This window comes from Flavobacterium ichthyis, from assembly GCF_009915155.1.
Taxonomy (GTDB): Bacteria; Bacteroidota; Bacteroidia; order Flavobacteriales; family Flavobacteriaceae; genus Flavobacterium; species Flavobacterium ichthyis.
On record NZ_JAABLM010000003.1, the window covers coordinates 71585 to 89330 of the forward strand.

Sequence of the window (17746 nt, forward strand, 5' to 3'; positions counted from 1 at the left end):
TTTTAAAGTAATTTTATTAAACTATCATTTTTATAGTTGCAAAAGTAAGTATAGTTATTTACATTTGCAATAACGGTTAAAAATGATAGTACAATGTTTACAATAGATGATAAAAATTTTCCATGTAGTACGAGCGTGACTATGCGATTTATTGGCGGTAAGTGGAAAGCCGTTATTTTAATACATTTGGCAAAAAAGACTCAAAGGTACAGCGAATTGCGAAAGATGATTCCTACTATTACAGAACGAACTTTGAGTTTACAACTGAAACAATTGGAAGAAGATGGTTTAATTTTACGCCAAGTTTTTACAGAAAAACCACCATTGACGGTAGATTATAGTTTGACCGATTTTGGAAAATCATTGATCCCGGTTTTAAAAAGTATTGCCGAATGGGGGATTTTGGCACAAACTCATTCTAATAAAATAAAAGAACTTCGAAGTAGTTAAATGTGTAGCAGTTGAATTAACTTTGTCCTATAAAATAAAAATAAATGTTTACTATTCTACAAATTAAAGACGCACATTCAAAGGTTAAATCCGGGGCAGATTTTCCGGCATACGTTCGGGAAATAAAAAATTTGGGCGTTACGGGTTACCAATATTTTGTTACTGATGGTCGTTCGGAATATTTTGGAACAAATGATTATCAGCAAGTTGGGGAAGCAAAATATGATGTGCTAAAAATTTCGGAAATCACTAATTCTGAACAATTTAAAGCAGATTTAAAATTACATCAACAAGGTAATACTGATTTCATCACGTTTTGTAATGATTGTGCAAAGTCAGGTATTGAAAAATGGGTACTTGACTTAAACGAAATGACTTGCACTTATTTTGACTCGCAAAAAAATACTATTTTAGTAGAAAATATTCCACAGTAAATTTATCTTTTGCCCATGAAAAAACAACTTTCTTCATCAGAAACCAATGATTTGTTAGCTGTTTTATACGAAAGATTTCAGGAAAATATGGATCGTCATCCTAGAATAAATTGGGATGATATTGTTACAAAATTGAAAGCAAATCCTGAAAAATTATGGTCATTATTTCAAATGGAAATTTCGGGAGGCGAACCAGATTTAGTGGTTTTAGATGCTAACGCAAATGATTATTTTTTTGTGGATTGTTCCGCCGAAACTCCAAAAAATAGAAGAAGTTGTTGTTTTGACCAAAAAGCACTCGACGGGAGAAAACTCAATAAGCCAGCCACAAATGCGATGGAAATGGCGAAGCAAATGGGAATTGAAATTTTAGATGAAGAGCAATATCGAATACTTCAAAATTTAGGGAAATTTGATTTAAAAACCTCAAGCTGGATTGCCACTCCTGAAAATATAAGAAAATTAGGTGGTGCCCTTTTCTGTGACAGGCGTTATGATTCAGTTTTTACGTACCACAACGGTGCAGATTCTTATTATGCTGCACGAGGTTTTAGAGGCATTCTAAAAATATAATTTAATTTAGACTATTTTTAAATAGTTTTCTGTTTTTCGAGACTTAGTTTTAAAATTTTAAATTAAAACTTTAAAAATTCAATTGAATTCATAAATCGCATTTTTTAATTTATATTTATTCTAAATAAACTTTGACTGAATTTGGTTTAACAATACCTTTGCAAAAAAAAACAAAACCCTTGTTAAACCAATTTATCTCAAATGAGTAAGCAATTTAAATTAGTACTAATCGCAGTCTTTTATAGTGTTATTCTTACAGCCCAAAATACGGGTACAGTTATTGGAAAAATTACTGATTCCGAAAATTTTCCTCTCGAAAAAGTTCAAGTTACTTTAATTTCGCCCAAGTACGTTACGCAAACGAACGCTAATGGCGAATTTGAGTTCAAAAATATTACTACTGGAAACTACTTTATACGCTTTTCCATCTTAGGGTATAAATCTAAAGAAGTTAGTATCAGCGTATTTGAAAATCAAACTACGGAAATCCCAACCGAAAAACTGCTTTCAAACAGCGAACAATTAAACGAAATTTTTATTGAAACGTATTATAACAGATACACAAAAACAGAAAGTGAATATGTTTCTAGAATGCCGATAAAGAATTTAGAAAATGCATCGGTTTATAATGTTGTAACTAAAGAATTGATGAAAGATCAATTAATTACAAGTCAAGATGAAGCATTAAAAAATGTTCCGGGATTGTATCAAATTTGGGCAGCAACAGGAAGAACAGGAGACGGCGGATCTTTATTTGCTTCGCGAGGATTCGTCACTCAAAGTTTATTGAGAAACGGAATAGCAGGAAAAATTACCAATAATGTTGATGCCTCAAATTTAGAAAGGTTAGAAGCCATTAAAGGCCCGTCTGCCACACTTTTTGGAAGTCTTTTAACTTCTTATGGTGGATTAATAAACCGCGTTACTAAAAAACCTCACGAAAATTTTGGTGGAGAAATTTCATATCAAGCGGGAAGCTACGGGTTAAACCGCATTACTGCCGATGTAAACACAGCGTTGAATAGTGATCAAACAGCGTTGCTTCGCGTAAATGGCGCATATAATAACAGTAATACATTTCAAGATTTTGGAAAAACAAGAAGTTTTTTTGTCGCACCTTCTTTTATATATAAAGTAAACGACAGATTTACCTTATCAATTGATGCTGAACTTTCAAATGTAGATGCCTCATCAATGCCATTGGTTTATTTGCATTGGGGACAAACTCCAAGTACTTTAGGTCTTTCAAATGCAAGCGAAATTCAAATGGATTGGAAACGTTCATTTACTGGTGGAGAATTTATGATGAATACTAAAACCGCTAATGTTTTTGCGCAAGCAGATTATATAATAAACGATAATTGGAAATCGAGCACGGTTTTTAGTACCAGTTCGAATCAATCTTTTGGTCCACAAACATGGTTTTATTTATTGCCGAATAATACCATGGAAAGAAATGTTTGGAATATCGATGGAAGAGACAACATTGTAGAATTTCAACAAAATTTTAATGGCGAATTTAATGTCCTTGGTTTAAAAAACAGGTTTCTTGCAGGAGGAGATATTTATAGATTAGAAACCAAAGCGGCAATTGGATATTTACCTACTTTTTGGACATTTGACACCATCAACTATTCTGGTGAGGTACCTAATTATTATGATTTTAACCCTACAAATGCCGAAGCACTTTTCGCTCAAGGAACCCAAGCCATCACTCACAGTTCTTTAACAACTTATAGTGCTTATTTGGCCGATGTTATTAATGTAACAGAAAATATTTTGCTTTCGGCGGCATTGCGCTTTGATCATTTTGAAAACCATGGTATTTATAATCCAACTAATAATACTACGAGTGGAGCATTTTCACAAAATGCGCTTTCTCCAAAATTTGGGGCTGTAATCCAAGTATTAAAAGATCAAATTTCATTATTTGGAAATTACCAAAACAGTTTTAAAAATGTAATGAATACAAATCCAGGAGCTACTGAAACTTTTAAACCCGAAACAGCAAACCAGTTTGAAGCAGGTGTAAAAATTAATGCATTTAACAACCGTTTGAGTGCCTCGTTAAGTTATTATAACATCAACGTTGAAAATATTGTTCGCGCTTCAACAGCTCCAGGAATTAACGTTCAAGATGGCAATCAAACCAGCAAAGGTTTTGAAGCAGAAATAACTTCTAACCCAATTCCTGGATTAAACTTTATTTTTGGTTTTGCACACAACAACAGCAAATTGAACAAGGTAAACGACCAAAGAGTTCAAGGACTTCGACCAGAAACTGCAGGACCCGAAAATATGATTAATTATTGGGTAAACTACAGTTTACAAGATACATCACTAAGAGGTTTAGGATTTGGATTTGGCGGAAATTACGGCAGTAAAAATTATGTTTATAACCAAAATCCTTCGGCCGATGGAAATCCTGCAAATGTAGAAACCTATTATTTACCTGAATATTTTGTAATGAATGCAGCACTTTATTATGACCAGCCAAAATACAGATTTTCATTTAAAGTAAATAACTTAACAGATGAATTATATTTCAATGGCGGTTATACTACTACTAACGTACAGGCTCCAAGAACATTTATGGGAAGCGTGGCTTACAAATTTTAATGAGTTTTAAAAAAAATATTCGTTTTTTACACAAATGGCTCGGATTACTTTCCGGGCTTATTGTGTTTATTGTGAGTATAACAGGTTGTATTTATTGTTTTCACGATGAAATAAAAGATGCCACAAGATCTTATCGGAAAGTATCAATAGAAGTCCATGATTATGTGCCTCCTTCCTATCTGCAGCAAAAAACAAAAAAATTATTCTCTGGTGCCACTACAGAAATGGTAATTTTTTATGGAAAAGATAGATCTGCAATTGTCTATGGAAGTTTAAATCATAGGTCTTACCGCTTTTATTACAATCCTTACTCTGGAGTATTTTTAGGCGAAGAAGATGTTGAAAAAGACTTTTTTACTATTATTGAAAATATTCATATGCATCTTCTATTTCCACCCGAAATTGGGAAACAAGTGGTAGGAATCTCCACGATAATTTTCATCGTTATGCTTATTTCGGGAATTATTTTATGGTGGCCAAAGAAGAAAAAAGATTTCAAAAACCGCTTTAAAATTAAATGGAGTGCTAAATGGAGACGTGTTAATTATGATTGGCATAATGTTACCGGATTTTACATTTCAGTCGTAGCTTTTGTAATAGCAGTTACTGGTCTTTCATTTTCATACCATTGGGTTCACGACGGACTGTATTATGTAGGTAATTTAGGTCAAAATTATCCGAACGAAAATGTGGCAATAAGAATTACGCCAGCTGTTGCTTCGGTAAAAGCACCGGTAGATTTAGCATTACAAACAGCGATGAACATTAAACCTGAAGATGAAATGTTTTTTGTTTGGGAACAAGGAAACAAAAATCCTATTATCACCGGATCATATCCAAAAGCGTGGCATTTTGATCACCAAACGAACTTATCATTTCACCCTACTTCTGGTCAATTACTTCAGCAAAATCTTTACGAAAATAAAAGCGCCGGAATGAAATTACAAGAGATGAATTATGGACTTCATACCGGCCAATATTTTGGTTTGACTGGAAAAATACTCGCTTTTATTGCAAGTTTTTTTGTGGCACTTTTACCAATTACTGGGTTCGTAATTTTATACGGACGAAAAAACAAAAAACTCAAAAAAAACCAAAAATAAACTTTTCTCTTGTATAATGAGTGTTTACATTCATCAAACATTCAAATAAGACCAAACGTTTTCTTATCCCAACAAATTAATTATCAATTAGTTGATCATTATTTTTGTATGACATTTGATTTTGGCACAGATATTGGTTTTAGACTATCAAACGATCGCTTTAGACCATTACAAAAAATCTCAAAAACTTAGAAATCATGAAAACCAAATATACTTTTTTAGCACTATTACTTGCATTTTTTACAATACACGCTCAAGATAGAACTACGGTTACTGCAAACAGTACAGATATTAGTGACAATCTTGATTTAAGAGCAGTTGCCTCAATTTTTGGAGATTCGAGAGATTTAGCTGATTTTGAGCAACGCTTGAATGACCCTAAAATGCAAATTTCAAACCTTGATTTAAATGGCGATAACCGAGTTGATTATTTACGAGTAATTGAAGCAACTGAAAATGGTTTGCATCTCATTATCATCCAATCGGTTTTAGAACGCGATGTGTTTCAGGATGTGGCTACAATTGAGGTGGAAAGAGACCGCAATAACAATGTTCAAGTACAAGTCGTTGGGGATGTTTTTATGTACGGAAACAATTACATCTATGAGCCGGTTTATGTAACAAGACCTGCTATTTTCAACATTTTTTGGACCAATTATTACCGTCCCTATGTTTCACCTTGGTATTGGGATTATTATCCAACTTATTATTATGCTTGGAATCCATATCCAATTTTTAGATACAGAAGAAATGTTCACGTTCATATCAATGTTCACAACCATTACAACTATGTTGACGTTAGAAGGAGTACACGAGCGGTTGCCTTGCACCAAACGAGAAGAAGTGATGGCTATGCGGTTAGAAATCCGCAACGATCTTTTGTAAACCGAAATACGAATGTAACTAACAGATACGAATTAGACAGAAATAGAAACACTCTAACAAACGGAACCAGAACTGCTGAGTCGCAATCTGTAAGAGCCACCGGAACAAGAGGTTCATCAACTAGAAATACAGCGATAATCAACAACGAAACAAGTACTACGAGAAACGTAGAAACTAAAGCCGTTAGAAACAATTCTGGACGAAACAATTCTGGACGAAACAATTCTGGACGAAATAATTCTTTAACTACGGAAAAAGCCACTCGCGTAAATAGGGATAGTAGTAACGAAAATTCTATGATTAGAAGCAATAATACTAATCTTACAAGAAATACAGGTAACGACCGTGTAGAAGCTACATCAAGAAAAGCAGCGACAAGAACTACGCAACCAAATGTAACTCCAAGAACACAACGTAATCAGCCCGCAAGAAGTAATATAAGTAGATCAGCTCAAAACAATCAACGTGCTACTATTCCAAGCCAATCTCGAGGAAATTCTTCAAGAGAAAATAGTACTTCAGGTTCACGACGATAGTAAACCAACATGTAAAAGAAAAGGCGTTTTTGGAAAAAAAAACGCCTTTTTTGCTTAGCTGCTTTTTACAGCAATAAATTCTGCCAAAAAATGTAATACCTTTGCAGTTCAATTAATTTAGAATGAGATTACACAGAAATTTAGTTTACACTACAATAGATTCTTTAAACGCCATCTTTAATGAAGGCGAATATGCCGATAAAGTAGTTGCCCGAGCTTTAAAAAAAGACAAGCGTTGGGGAAGTGCAGATCGAAAATTTGTAGCCGAAACTATTTATGATATCGTAAGGTGGAAACGCCTTTACATGGAAATTGCCGGAGTAAAAGAACCAATGGATCGCGATCAATTGTGGCGAATTTTTGGCGTTTGGGCGGTTTTAAGAGGTTACCCAATTCCGGATTGGAGACAATTAGAAGGAACTCCAGAAAGAAGAATCAAAGGGAAATTTGATGAGTTGTCTAAGATTAGAAAATTTCGCGAATCAATTCCGGATTGGATGGATGAATTAGGAAAGGCGGAATTAGGTGAAGAACTTTGGAACAAAGAAATTGCTGCGCAAAATCAGCCAGCAAAAGTAATTTTGCGCGTGAATACTTTAAAAACAACACGCGAAAAACTTCGAGCCATTTTGATGGATTTAGACATTGAAACCGAATTTTTACAAGATCAGCCAGATGCATTAGTTTTAAAAGAGCGTGCCAATGTATTTTTAACTGATGCTTTTAAAGAAGGATTTTTTGAAGTTCAGGATGCAAGTTCTCAATTAGTTGCACCATTTTTAGAGGTAAAACCAGGAATGAGGGTAGTTGACACTTGTGCTGGAGCTGGAGGAAAAACCCTCCACATGGCTTCATTAATGGAAAATAAAGGCCAGTTGATTGCCATGGATTTGTACGAAAGTAAACTGAAACAACTAAAAATAAGGGCTAAACGAAACGGTGCTTTTAACATAGAGTACCGAATCATCGACGGAACGAAACCCATCAAAAAATTACACGAAAAAGCTGATCGTGTATTGATTGACGCACCTTGCAGTGGTTTAGGCGTTTTGAAAAGAAATCCAGATGCAAAATGGAAACTCCAACCAGAATTTATCGATAATATTAAAAAAGTTCAAGCGGAAGTTTTAGACAGTTATTCCAAAATTGTAAAACCGGGCGGAAAATTAGTGTACGCCACTTGTTCCGTTTTGCCTTCAGAAAATCAAAACCAAGTGAAAAATTTTCTAGAAACGGAAAACGGAAAACAATTTTCTTTCGTAAAAGATGTAAAAATTTTAGCGTCAGAATCTGGTTTTGATGGTTTTTATATGGCTTTATTAGAAAGAAAAGAAAAATAATTATTTTATGAAAAAACTTTACTCGTTATTTGCCGGATTAAGTATAATGATGGCTTTTGGACAAGCAGGAGCTCCAGCCACACCGTATTATAATGGATTCAATTGGAACCAAACTGGATCCGCTTTGCGAACAGCTCTGGCATCAAAAATTTCGCTTACCCATAGTAGAAACTTAAGTTACGATGAGGTATGGGAAGCCTTAAAAGTTACCGACTTGCTACCAAGTCAAACCTCCAACGTAATGTTAATTTATGGGTTTAGTAATAATATTTGTCCAAGTTCAAGCTCGGACGATAATGATCATAAATTAAGAAATAAAAATAGTAACGGCGGTAGCGCAAATTGTGAATGGAATAGAGAACATACATTTGCACAATCACTTGGAAATCCTGAACTTGGACAAACCGGTCCAGGAGCCGATGCACATCATTTACGAGCTTCAGACGTTCAAAGAAACGGACAAAGAGGAAACTTAAAATTTGCTGCTGGCTCAGGAAATTCTGGAACAGTTTCGGGTGGTTGGTATCCTGGAGACGAATGGAAAGGCGACGTGGCGAGAATGATGATGTACATGTATCTTCGTTATGGAAATCGTTGTTTACCAACAGCAGTTGGGACAGGATCTACGGCAGCATCGGATAGCAATATGCTAAATTTATTTTTGCAATGGAATGCTGAAGACCCGGTTTCACAATATGAAGACAACAGAAATACCTATTTAGGAACAACTTCAAATGCATACGGACAAGGAAACAGAAATCCTTTTATTGACAATCCCTATCTGGCAACCCTGATTTGGGGTGGTCCAATTGCGCAAAACAGATGGCCATTCTTAGATACAGAAACTTTTGAAATGCTTGATGCTGTGGCGGTTTATCCAAATCCTTCAAATAATCATAGAATTAATATTGACTCTGATGTGGTTTTAGATGAAATTGAATTGATCAACATTAACGGACAAATCATTCAAAGAATTCAAAGACCATACGCATCAGGAAATACTTATTCTCTAGAGAATTTACCTTCCGGATTTTATTTCTTAAAAATTTCAGCGGAAAATCAATCTACAACTAAAAAAGTAATTGTTAACTAATTGATTTTTAACAAATAACTATAAGTCTGCATGATCATTTGCAGACTTTTTTTTTGCTAAAAATGTAGGTCAACCAATTTATTAGCTTAAATTTGCCGTTCCATAAATATATTCAATGAAAAAAATTTTTACCCTAAATCTTTTATTATCAAGCTTTTGTTTGCTTGCGCAAATTCCTAATGGATATTACAACAACGCAACCGGAACCGGATATAATTTAAAAACACAACTCAAAACCATAATTTCTAATGGTCATTCCGGAAAATCTTACGATAATCTTTTTACCGATGTAAAAGGTTTTAAAGCTACGGACGTGGATATTTTTTATGAAAATGATGGCAGTATTTTAGACATGTATTCGGAAAATCCAACCGGAGCTGACGCATACAATTATAGCTATTATGCAAATGACAAATGCGGAAATTACCAAGGCGAATCGGATTGTTACAATGGCGAACATTTTGTTCCACAAAGTACTTACAATTCAGCAATGCCGATGGTTGGCGACATTCACCAATTAACTCCAACTGACGGCTATGTGAACAACCGAAGAAGTAATTTTCCTTTTGCTAATATTTCTAATCCAACTTGGACATCAAACAATGGTTCAAAATTAGGCAGGATTAACATATCTGGTTATTCCGGTTTTGCATTTGAACCAATTGACGAATTTAAAGGCGATGTTGCCCGAATTTTATTTTATTTCGCAACAAGATACGAAAATCAAGTATCTAACTATTCGTTTCCAATGTTTAATGGAACAAGTAATCAAGTATTTAAAACTGATTTTTTGAATATGTTATTACAATGGCATCAAAATGATCCGGTTAGCAATCGCGAAATTCACCGAAACAACAAAGCTTATTTGTACCAAGGAAACCGTAATCCATTTATCGATCATCCTGAATATGTGCAACAAATATGGGGAAGTTCGCTTTCAACCGAAGATTTAAACCTTTTAGCAGATTTGTCAGTTTATCCAAATCCTTCTAATAATCACAAAATAAATATTGAAATTGATATAGTTTTGGATGAAATTCAATTAATTTCAATTAACGGGCAAATGATCCAAAAAATCCAAAAACCCAATGCTTCTGGAAATACATATTCTTTAGAAAATTTACCTTCTGGATTTTATTTCTTAAAAATTTCAGCAAAAAATCAATCAACAACTAAAAAAATTGTAGTAAACTAATTGATTTTTGATAATTAATAAAAAGCCTGCAATAATACTGCGGGCTTAATTCTTTTACGAAAAGTTAAAGTTTAGGTCAACGAAATTTATCGCCCTAAATTTGCACCTCCAAAAATTTATTGAATGAAAAAATTGTTTTCGGCAGTAGCACTTTATTCTTTCGCTATTGCTACGGCACAAAATGGAGCTCCGGCATCTCCTTATTATGACGGGTTTAATTTTCAGCAAACTGGTATTAATTTAAGGAATGCTTTAACTACTAAAATTACCGCTACACATGTGAACACAATCAGTTATGATGAAGCAAGAGAGGCCTTGAAAATTACTGATTTAGAATCGTCAACATCCAATAATGTTTTGCTTTTATACGGTTGGGCAAATGGTTCAGGCGATGTTACTAAAGACCGAACAAGGAGCAAATCAAATTTTGGTGGCGGAAATGGCCAATGGAATCGTGAACATACTTATGCAAAATCTCAAGGAACGCCCGCTTTGGGAACTTCCGGACCTGGAGCTGATGCGCATCACCTTCGCGCATCTGACGTTAGAAGAAACGGAAATAGAGGGAATAAAGATTTTGCAGCTGGACAAGGATTTTCTGGAGATGTTAGTGGAGGTTGGTATCCTGGAGATGAATGGAAAGGAGATGTGGCACGAATGATCATGTACATGTACGTGAGATATGGAAATCGTTGTTTACCAACTAATATTGTAAGTGGAAGTAGAAATTCAATTGATAGTAATATGGTAAATTTGTTATTACAATGGAATGCCGAAGATCCCGTTTCAGAATATGAAGACCGACGAAATACTTATTTAGGAAACGCTTCTAACACATACGGTCAAGGAAACCGAAACCCTTTTATTGACAATCCTTATCTAGCCACGATGATTTGGGGTGGTCCTGCGGCACAAAATCGTTGGCAAAATCTTTCATCTGAAAATTTTGATGCTTTAACAGCGCTTTCAGTTTACCCAAATCCTTCCAATAATCACAGGATTAACATTGATTCAGAAATTATTTTAGACGAAATTCAATTGATTTCTACCAACGGTCAAATCATTCAAAAAATTGATAAACCAACAGCATCTGGAAAAACATATACGTTAGAAAACTTGCCTTCCGGATTTTATTTCTTGAAAATTTCGTCAGAAAATATTACGACTACGAAGAAAATTTTGGTGAATTAATTTTTTTCAAACTAAAATAACAAGAAGCCTTTTTGAGAAATTAAAAAGGCTTTTTTTATACATTTATTCCAAAATTATTAGCTCATGGAAGATTATCTGGAAATCAATAGAAAAGCTTGGAACGACCGGACGGAATTTCACATTGCCTCGGAATTTTACAACCAACGCGAATTTTTACAAGGGAAAAACTCGCTAAACGAAATTGAATTATCGCTATTGAGAGCTATTCAAAACAAAAAAATATTACACCTTCAATGTCATTTTGGGCAAGACACCATTTCGCTTTCAAGACTTGGGGCAATTGCTACCGGAGTTGATTTTTCGGATAAAGCCATTGATTTTGCCAAGAAAACTGCAAAAGAACTAAAGCTCGACACTCAATTTATTAACTGCGATATTTACAGTTTGCCTCATTTTTCAAATGAAAAATTCGACATCGTTTTTACCAGTTACGGAACGATTGGTTGGCTTCCGGATTTAGAAAAATGGGCAAATATTGTGGCTATGTTTCTAAAACCTGGAGGCAAATTCATCATGGCAGATTTTCATCCTGTGGTTTGGATGTTTGACAATAATTTTAAAGAAATTCAATACCGATATTTTAAAGATGAACCAATTATTGAAGAACTAACTGGTACTTATGCTGAAAAAAATGCACCCATTTCTCGCAAAGAAATTAGCTGGAACCACAGTTTAAGCGAGTTAATCAATAGTTTGCTAAAGCAAAATTTAGAATTGAACGAATTTCACGAATATGATTGTTCGCCATACGATTGCTTCAACGAAACGGTTGAAATCAATCCGGGAAAATTCAGAATCAAACATTTAAAAAATAAAATTCCCATGGTATATTCTATTTTGGCAACTAAAAAACCGTGATTTATTTAAAAATAAAAAACTCCAACCATTAGCTGATTGGAGTTTGTTTTTCTATAAAAATTGTTCAGAATTAATCGTTCATTGAGATTAAAAATTCTTCGTTATTTCTGGTTTTTTTGAAACGATCGTTGATAAAATCCATGGCTTCCACCGGATTCATATCAGCCAAATATTTTCGCATAATCCACATTCTTTGAATAGTTCCCTCGTCTAAAAGTAAATCGTCACGTCTTGTACTTGAAGAAGTTAAATCAATAGCAGGGAAAATTCTTCGGTTGGCAATTTTTCGATCTAATTGAAGTTCCATATTTCCAGTTCCTTTAAATTCTTCAAAAATTACTTCATCCATTTTAGAACCTGTTTCTGTCAAAGCCGTGGCAATGATACTTAATGAACCGCCATTTTCAATATTCCTCGCAGCCCCGAAAAATCTTTTGGGTTTTTGCAAAGCATTCGCATCTACACCACCACTCAACACCTTACCAGATGCTGGTTGAACTGTGTTATAAGCTCTTGCTAAACGCGTTATTGAATCTAAAAGAATTACCACATCATGCCCACATTCTACTAATCGTTTTGCTTTTTCCAAAACAATATTGGCTACTTTAACGTGTCTTTCCGCAGGTTCGTCAAACGTTGAAGCAATCACTTCTCCCCTAACGCTTCGTTGCATATCAGTAACTTCCTCGGGACGTTCGTCAATCAATAAAACAATTAAATAAACTTCAGGGTGATTGGCAGCAATTGTGTTAGCGATGTCTTTTAGCAAAACTGTTTTTCCGGTTTTCGGCTGTGCTACAATCATGCCACGTTGTCCTTTTCCAATTGGTGAAAATAAATCGATAATTCTGGTTGAAATTGAACTTTGTTTTCCAGCCAAATCAAATTTTTCGTTAGGAAATAATGGAGTTAAATGTTCAAATGAAACACGATCTCTTACCACTTGCGGGTCATGACCATTGATTTTCAAAACTTTAACTAATGGAAAATATTTTTCTCCTTCTTTTGGAGGACGAACAACTCCTTTTACAGTATCTCCGGTTTTTAAACCAAATAATCTGATTTGGGAGGTTGAAAGGTAAATATCATCTGGCGAAGCCAAATAATTATAGTCAGACGAACGTAAAAATCCGTAACCATCTGGCATCATTTCAAGAACGCCTTCACTTTCAATAATTCCGTCAAATTCATAGTCGGCATCACGGAAATTGGTCGTTTTCTTGTTGTTTTTAAAATTCTGATTTTGGTTAGAACTTTGATTTTGATTAGGGTTAGAATTCTGGTTTTGGTTGTTATTAGAATGAGACGCCTGATTTTGATTTTGGTTCTGATTCGGATTTTGTTTTTTATTTTGATTAGGATTTTGTCCCTTAGGTTTTTGCTTGTGCCCATTTTCCTTAGCAACAGTTTTGTCATTAACCGCTATGTAAGAAGCATCTGATGAATCTTTATCTCGATTTTCAACTGATTTATTGGGGACTTTGTCAACCTTTTTTTGAATTTTGTGTTTGTTTGACTTTGCTTCCTCCTCATTTTTAACGGGAGGTTTATCAGTCTCGAGGTTATTTTTTTCGTCTTTTAATTGAGCAGTTATTTCAGTTTCTTCTGCTTTTTTGGGAGCGATAATTCGGGTGCGTTTAGGTTTTTCGTCAGTAGTTTTACTATCGTCAGCAATATCTTTAGGATTAGCTGCTTGATAATCAAGTATTTTGTAGATAAGTTCGTCTTTTTTAACGCCGTGAAATTTTATTTTTTTTGTGGCTTTTGCAATATCTTGAAGCTCAGAAAGCTTCATTTCTTTTAAAACAGAAATGTCAAACATAAAAAATTTGAAGAATAAATTAATGTAGTATAAAAGTGTGGATTTTTTTAATAAGTACAATCCGCGGAATGAAGCTAATACGGATTTACAATGCAATATTACAATTATTTTTTAAATATGCAATAGTAATACTTAAAAATAATCATTTATTTTTGTGCAACAAATTATCAGTAATATGATTCAACGAATCCAAACGGTATATCTATTCCTATCTTTTTTAGCGATGGGTGTGATGCCATTTTTATTTCCCTTGGAAACGGACATTTCCGGAAATAAGGCGGTTTATTTTACTGATTATACCCTAGACGTTGTTTTATTTTTAGGAAGCGCTGCATTGTCGCTGGTAACTATTTTCCTTTACAATAACAGAAAACTTCAGTTTGTACTTTGCAGATTGAATATGATATTAAATTTAATTTTATTAGGTTTATTTGTATATCATTCGCTAAACTTACCCGGAGGAGTGGCGACTCCAGAGAAGGGTATTGGGATGTTCATGCCTATTTTTTCTATCGTTTTTCTTGTGCTCGCTAATAGAGCCATAAAAAAGGATGAAGATCTCGTAAAATCTGCGGATAGATTGAGGTAAACCTATAAACTTAGTTTATTTAGTGCGTCAAAAGCCCATCTTCAAAGATGGGCTTTTTTTTGTAGTTCATCTATTTTTTAGACTTTTCACCGTTTAATCAAAAAAAAAATACCTGTTATCTAAAATTAATGTTAAATTTGAAAATGTTCAATCCCCCTGAAAAATGAACGATAAAATTAAGATATACTTAGCAGATGACCATCAAGTTCTAATTGAAGGTATAACACTGTTGCTAAATACTAATCCAAAATTTGAAATTTTAGGTTATGCACTTAACGGTGAGCATCTAGTAGAGGAAATTTTCGAAAAGAAACCGGATATTTTAGTGATGGACATTAATATGCCAAAAAAAGACGGCATTGATGTTTTAAGAGAATTTCAAGAAAAAGGTTATTGCTGTAAAGTAATTATTCTCTCAAGTTATGACGATGTAAAAATCATCAAACAAGTTTTAAAACTTGGTGCAAGTGGCTATTTGAGTAAGCAAAGTGCTGGCGAAAGTATTCAAGAAGCCATCGAAACTGTTTATCATGGGGAACAATATTTTTCTCAAAGTATTCGAAACCGCGTTTTTCAGTCGTTTGCCAATATTGTACAACCTTCTTATGTTCAGGAAGAATTACCGCTTTCCGCTATAACGGAACGTGAACTCGAGGTTTTAAGATTAATTTCTTTAGAATACAGCGGTGTTCAAATTGGCGAAGAACTTCATATCAGCCCAAATACAGTCGAAACGCATCGAAAAAATTTAATTAAAAAATTAAATGTAAAGTCAACCATTGGGTTGGTTAAATATGCCATGAAACACAACCTTTTGAGTAATTAGTAACCTAATAACTTTTTAAATATATGTCAACTTACTTAAGAACTTACGGCTTAGAAAAAACGCTAACAGATTTTGTACTGTCTTTCGACATTCCCGTAAACTGTGATTACGCTGTTTCTACAGATAGTAATGATTTAAATGTGGTAACAGTTACGCTTCAATCTGGTGAAACTTCGCCTTCGCCTGACTTTCAAACCCATACCGAAAATTTCGAGTCGAAAGACGAAGTTTTACAAGTAGGATTTGAATTACCTGACCAACAATTGGCAAGCGTAGGTAAAAAAGTTGTAAAGCCAAGATTCCGTGTAGATGATCTTATCTCGCTCTAAAAAATATGTACTAATCGTGTTGCTGTTGTTCTCCTGCAACACGATTTTTCCAAACACCTTTAATGATTCCATAGCGCATTATCAAAAGCATAAGGAATTTTATAAAGGTTTAAGGTATTCTCGTGCCTTATCCGAACAACATTTAAAAAATAAAAAGTATCCAGAATATTGCGATTCAAGCATAGAGAATTCTCGATTTTACTTTTATCTTAATGACACTAAAAAATCTTTAGAAACACTTTTTAATGCGTTAGCTGTCGCCGAAAAACAAAACCTCAATGAGCACAGAATAAAAATCATTCAAGAAATTGGACATAGATATTCAACCCTTCGGGATTACAAAAAAGCAAAACAATATTACCATAAATCTTTGGCCTTAGCAAAAGACAAAAAAATTATAAATCCCGATATTTCACTTTACCAACATTTGTATAAACTCCACTTGGAAACTAAATCTGATAGTGCTTCCTATTATTTGAAACTCATTCGTGACGAAGCGTTCAAAACTTCAAACGCAAATGATTTAGCGATTAGTTACAACAATTACTACACCTTTTATGCAACCAGAGAAGATTTTGCTACCGCCAAAAAATATTTAGATTCTTCGGTTCATTTTGCCTACAAATCCAATAATAAAGACCGCATTGCCACGGCTTTACACAACTTAGGATATCATTATTTAGCAGCTGAAGAAAATTATAAAAAAGGAATCCATGAATTCGAAAAATTACTTGACTTAATTCCGCAAGACAGTATTTCTCAAAAAGTTGGCGATGTTTATATCAACCTTTCTTACGCTTATGAACAAAGCGGTGATTTTAAAAACGCACTTCTTTATGCTAACAAATACATGGAAGTAAACGAAACCATTTACGAGGACAACATTAAAAAAGCCATAAATGAAGTCGAAAAACGTTATCAAATCGAAAAAATTGAACGCCTCAATGCCGAAAAACAAAAAGCTTTAGAAGAACGGCAACGCAACAACCACAAGGTAATTTTAATTTTCATCGCCTTATTTGCCTTCAGTACCATCATGTTTTACTTTTTTTACCAAAACTTACGCTTGAAACAAAAAAACAGTTTCATTGAAATGGATCGAGAAGTAAAACAAAACATCATTAACGCTACACTTGACGGACAAGAATCTGAACGACAGCAAGTTGCATCCGTACTTCATGACGGCATCAGTGCATTACTCTCCTCGGCTAATTTGCATCTTTCCGCTTTTTTAGCCGCCAACTCAGACAAAAATAACCTCGAAATCAAAAAAGTACAGGAAATTATCAAAGAAGCCCATGACAACGTTCGCGATCTATCACATGAACTCGTGCCTCCTTTACTATCTAAATTCGGGTTATTCCACGCCTTGCAAGACCTTTGCGAAAAAAATTCAAACTCCATTATTAAGTTCGAATATTACAACTATATCCCGGAAAGTCGTCGTTTTGGAGAAGATTTTGAACTAAAAATTTACTACATCGTTACCGAACTTTTTAACAATATCATCAAGCACAGCAAAGCCAAAAAAGCATACCTCACGCTCGAAGAAAACCTCAATCAACTCCTCATTACAGTTGAAGATGACGGAATTGGATTCGACACCTCAAAATCTAAAACAAGCGCCGGATTTGGCCTCACACAAATCAAATCTCGCGTCAAACACCTCGGAGGAAGCTTTTCAATAACTTCAAAAAACCAAGCCGGAACCATCGTTTTCATCAAAATTAAAAATCTCAAAAAATAATTTTTTTTAGAAACGAATCGTTCGGGCATTTTTGGAAACCATTTTCCTGCCGTCCTTCCAGAAATTTTTTGCCACAAAAAAAGTGGCAAAAATGTTCTTCCCTCCCGTCAGGGTTATAAATTAAAGTTTAGGCAT

Annotated in this window: 16 protein-coding genes; 15 read left to right on the forward strand and 1 reads right to left on the reverse strand. The window is 34.3% G+C overall.

The genetic code is table 11. From position 1 onward, the window contains the following. The first annotated feature begins 93 nt into the window (after positions 1 to 93). The 11 genes from GV828_RS03250 to GV828_RS03300 all read left to right on the forward strand — a co-directional run bounded on the left by GV828_RS03250 (position 94) and on the right by GV828_RS03300 (position 12298). Positions 94 to 450, forward strand: coding sequence for a winged helix-turn-helix transcriptional regulator (locus GV828_RS03250; RefSeq protein WP_166536042.1), 357 nt, complete (start codon positions 94 to 96; stop codon positions 448 to 450). Between the two features lie 44 nt (positions 451 to 494). Next, positions 495 to 884 carry a DUF1398 domain-containing protein gene (locus tag GV828_RS03255; RefSeq protein WP_166536043.1) on the forward strand — a complete coding sequence of 130 codons (390 nt, stop codon included), beginning with the start codon at positions 495 to 497 and terminating at the stop codon, positions 882 to 884. A 15-nt stretch (positions 885 to 899) separates the two neighbouring features. Continuing rightward, positions 900 to 1457, forward strand: coding sequence for a DUF4256 domain-containing protein (locus tag GV828_RS03260; protein ID WP_166536044.1), 558 nt, complete (start codon positions 900 to 902; stop codon positions 1455 to 1457). 201 nt (positions 1458 to 1658) lie between these two features. Beyond that, positions 1659 to 4076, forward strand: coding sequence for a TonB-dependent siderophore receptor (locus GV828_RS03265; RefSeq protein ID WP_166536045.1), 2418 nt, complete (start codon positions 1659 to 1661; stop codon positions 4074 to 4076). Then, a complete protein-coding gene (locus tag GV828_RS03270) occupies positions 4076 to 5179 on the forward strand; it encodes a PepSY-associated TM helix domain-containing protein (protein ID WP_166536046.1) in 1104 nt (367 codons plus the stop codon). The genes GV828_RS03265 and GV828_RS03270 overlap by 1 nt, the downstream gene beginning before the upstream one ends. A 197-nt stretch (positions 5180 to 5376) precedes the next feature. Continuing rightward, the gene (locus GV828_RS03275) at positions 5377 to 6600 is read left to right on the forward strand and encodes a hypothetical protein (protein ID WP_166536047.1); all 1224 of its coding nucleotides are present in this window, start codon (positions 5377 to 5379) and stop codon (positions 6598 to 6600) included. A gap of 122 nt (positions 6601 to 6722) precedes the next feature. After that, entirely contained in the window at positions 6723 to 7940 is a 1218-nt protein-coding gene (locus tag GV828_RS03280; RefSeq protein WP_166536048.1) for an RsmB/NOP family class I SAM-dependent RNA methyltransferase, read from the forward strand. Between the two features lie 7 nt (positions 7941 to 7947). Continuing rightward, the gene (locus GV828_RS03285; RefSeq protein WP_166536049.1) at positions 7948 to 9033 is read left to right on the forward strand and encodes an endonuclease; all 1086 of its coding nucleotides are present in this window, start codon (positions 7948 to 7950) and stop codon (positions 9031 to 9033) included. Between the two features lie 115 nt (positions 9034 to 9148). Next, positions 9149 to 10228 carry an endonuclease gene (locus GV828_RS03290; protein WP_166536050.1) on the forward strand — a complete coding sequence of 360 codons (1080 nt, stop codon included), beginning with the start codon at positions 9149 to 9151 and terminating at the stop codon, positions 10226 to 10228. A gap of 123 nt (positions 10229 to 10351) precedes the next feature. Next, complete coding sequence (locus GV828_RS03295; RefSeq protein ID WP_166536051.1) at positions 10352 to 11419, forward strand: endonuclease; 1068 nt, start codon at positions 10352 to 10354, stop codon at positions 11417 to 11419. A gap of 84 nt (positions 11420 to 11503) precedes the next feature. Beyond that, complete coding sequence (locus tag GV828_RS03300; protein ID WP_166536052.1) at positions 11504 to 12298, forward strand: class I SAM-dependent methyltransferase; 795 nt, start codon at positions 11504 to 11506, stop codon at positions 12296 to 12298. Positions 12299 to 12368: 70 nt separating this feature from the next. Here the strand turns inward: GV828_RS03300 and rho are convergent, their stop codons facing one another. Then, positions 12369 to 14120: a transcription termination factor Rho gene (gene rho / locus GV828_RS03305; protein ID WP_166536053.1), complete on the reverse strand. Its 1752-nt coding sequence runs from the start codon at positions 14118 to 14120 to the stop codon at positions 12369 to 12371. Between the two features lie 175 nt (positions 14121 to 14295). On the opposite strand from rho, the gene GV828_RS03310 reads away from it, so the two are divergent. From GV828_RS03310 to GV828_RS03325, 4 genes are all read left to right on the forward strand, one after another. After that, positions 14296 to 14709 carry a DUF4293 domain-containing protein gene (locus GV828_RS03310; RefSeq protein WP_166536054.1) on the forward strand — a complete coding sequence of 138 codons (414 nt, stop codon included), beginning with the start codon at positions 14296 to 14298 and terminating at the stop codon, positions 14707 to 14709. Positions 14710 to 14872: 163 nt separating this feature from the next. Next, complete coding sequence (locus GV828_RS03315) at positions 14873 to 15535, forward strand: response regulator (RefSeq protein ID WP_166536055.1); 663 nt, start codon at positions 14873 to 14875, stop codon at positions 15533 to 15535. Positions 15536 to 15558: 23 nt separating this feature from the next. Beyond that, a complete protein-coding gene (locus GV828_RS03320; protein ID WP_166536056.1) occupies positions 15559 to 15864 on the forward strand; it encodes a hypothetical protein in 306 nt (101 codons plus the stop codon). Next, a complete protein-coding gene (locus GV828_RS03325) occupies positions 15845 to 17611 on the forward strand; it encodes a tetratricopeptide repeat-containing sensor histidine kinase (protein ID WP_166536057.1) in 1767 nt (588 codons plus the stop codon). The genes GV828_RS03320 and GV828_RS03325 overlap by 20 nt, the downstream gene beginning before the upstream one ends. Positions 17612 to 17746: the final 135 nt, after the last annotated feature.

Excerpts from the sequence above, each read along its gene's own strand:
- GV828_RS03265 (WP_166536045.1), top strand. The coding sequence starts at position 1,659 with ATGAGTAAGCAATTTAAATTAGTACTAATCGCAGTCTTTTATAGTGTT.
- GV828_RS03260 (WP_166536044.1), top strand. The coding sequence starts at position 900 with ATGAAAAAACAACTTTCTTCATCAGAAACCAATGATTTGTTAGCTGTT.
- GV828_RS03310 (WP_166536054.1), top strand. The coding sequence starts at position 14,296 with ATGATTCAACGAATCCAAACGGTATATCTATTCCTATCTTTTTTAGCG.
- GV828_RS03270 (WP_166536046.1), top strand. The coding sequence starts at position 4,076 with ATGAGTTTTAAAAAAAATATTCGTTTTTTACACAAATGGCTCGGATTA.
- GV828_RS03325 (WP_166536057.1), top strand. The coding sequence starts at position 15,845 with ATGATCTTATCTCGCTCTAAAAAATATGTACTAATCGTGTTGCTGTTG.
- GV828_RS03295 (WP_166536051.1), top strand. The coding sequence starts at position 10,352 with ATGAAAAAATTGTTTTCGGCAGTAGCACTTTATTCTTTCGCTATTGCT.
- rho (WP_166536053.1), bottom strand. The coding sequence starts at position 14,120 with ATGTTTGACATTTCTGTTTTAAAAGAAATGAAGCTTTCTGAGCTTCAA.
- GV828_RS03255 (WP_166536043.1), top strand. The coding sequence starts at position 495 with ATGTTTACTATTCTACAAATTAAAGACGCACATTCAAAGGTTAAATCC.
- GV828_RS03290 (WP_166536050.1), top strand. The coding sequence starts at position 9,149 with ATGAAAAAAATTTTTACCCTAAATCTTTTATTATCAAGCTTTTGTTTG.
- GV828_RS03320 (WP_166536056.1), top strand. The coding sequence starts at position 15,559 with ATGTCAACTTACTTAAGAACTTACGGCTTAGAAAAAACGCTAACAGAT.
- GV828_RS03315 (WP_166536055.1), top strand. The coding sequence starts at position 14,873 with ATGAACGATAAAATTAAGATATACTTAGCAGATGACCATCAAGTTCTA.
- GV828_RS03285 (WP_166536049.1), top strand. The coding sequence starts at position 7,948 with ATGAAAAAACTTTACTCGTTATTTGCCGGATTAAGTATAATGATGGCT.
- GV828_RS03250 (WP_166536042.1), top strand. The coding sequence starts at position 94 with ATGTTTACAATAGATGATAAAAATTTTCCATGTAGTACGAGCGTGACT.
- GV828_RS03280 (WP_166536048.1), top strand. The coding sequence starts at position 6,723 with ATGAGATTACACAGAAATTTAGTTTACACTACAATAGATTCTTTAAAC.
- GV828_RS03275 (WP_166536047.1), top strand. The coding sequence starts at position 5,377 with ATGAAAACCAAATATACTTTTTTAGCACTATTACTTGCATTTTTTACA.
- GV828_RS03300 (WP_166536052.1), top strand. The coding sequence starts at position 11,504 with ATGGAAGATTATCTGGAAATCAATAGAAAAGCTTGGAACGACCGGACG.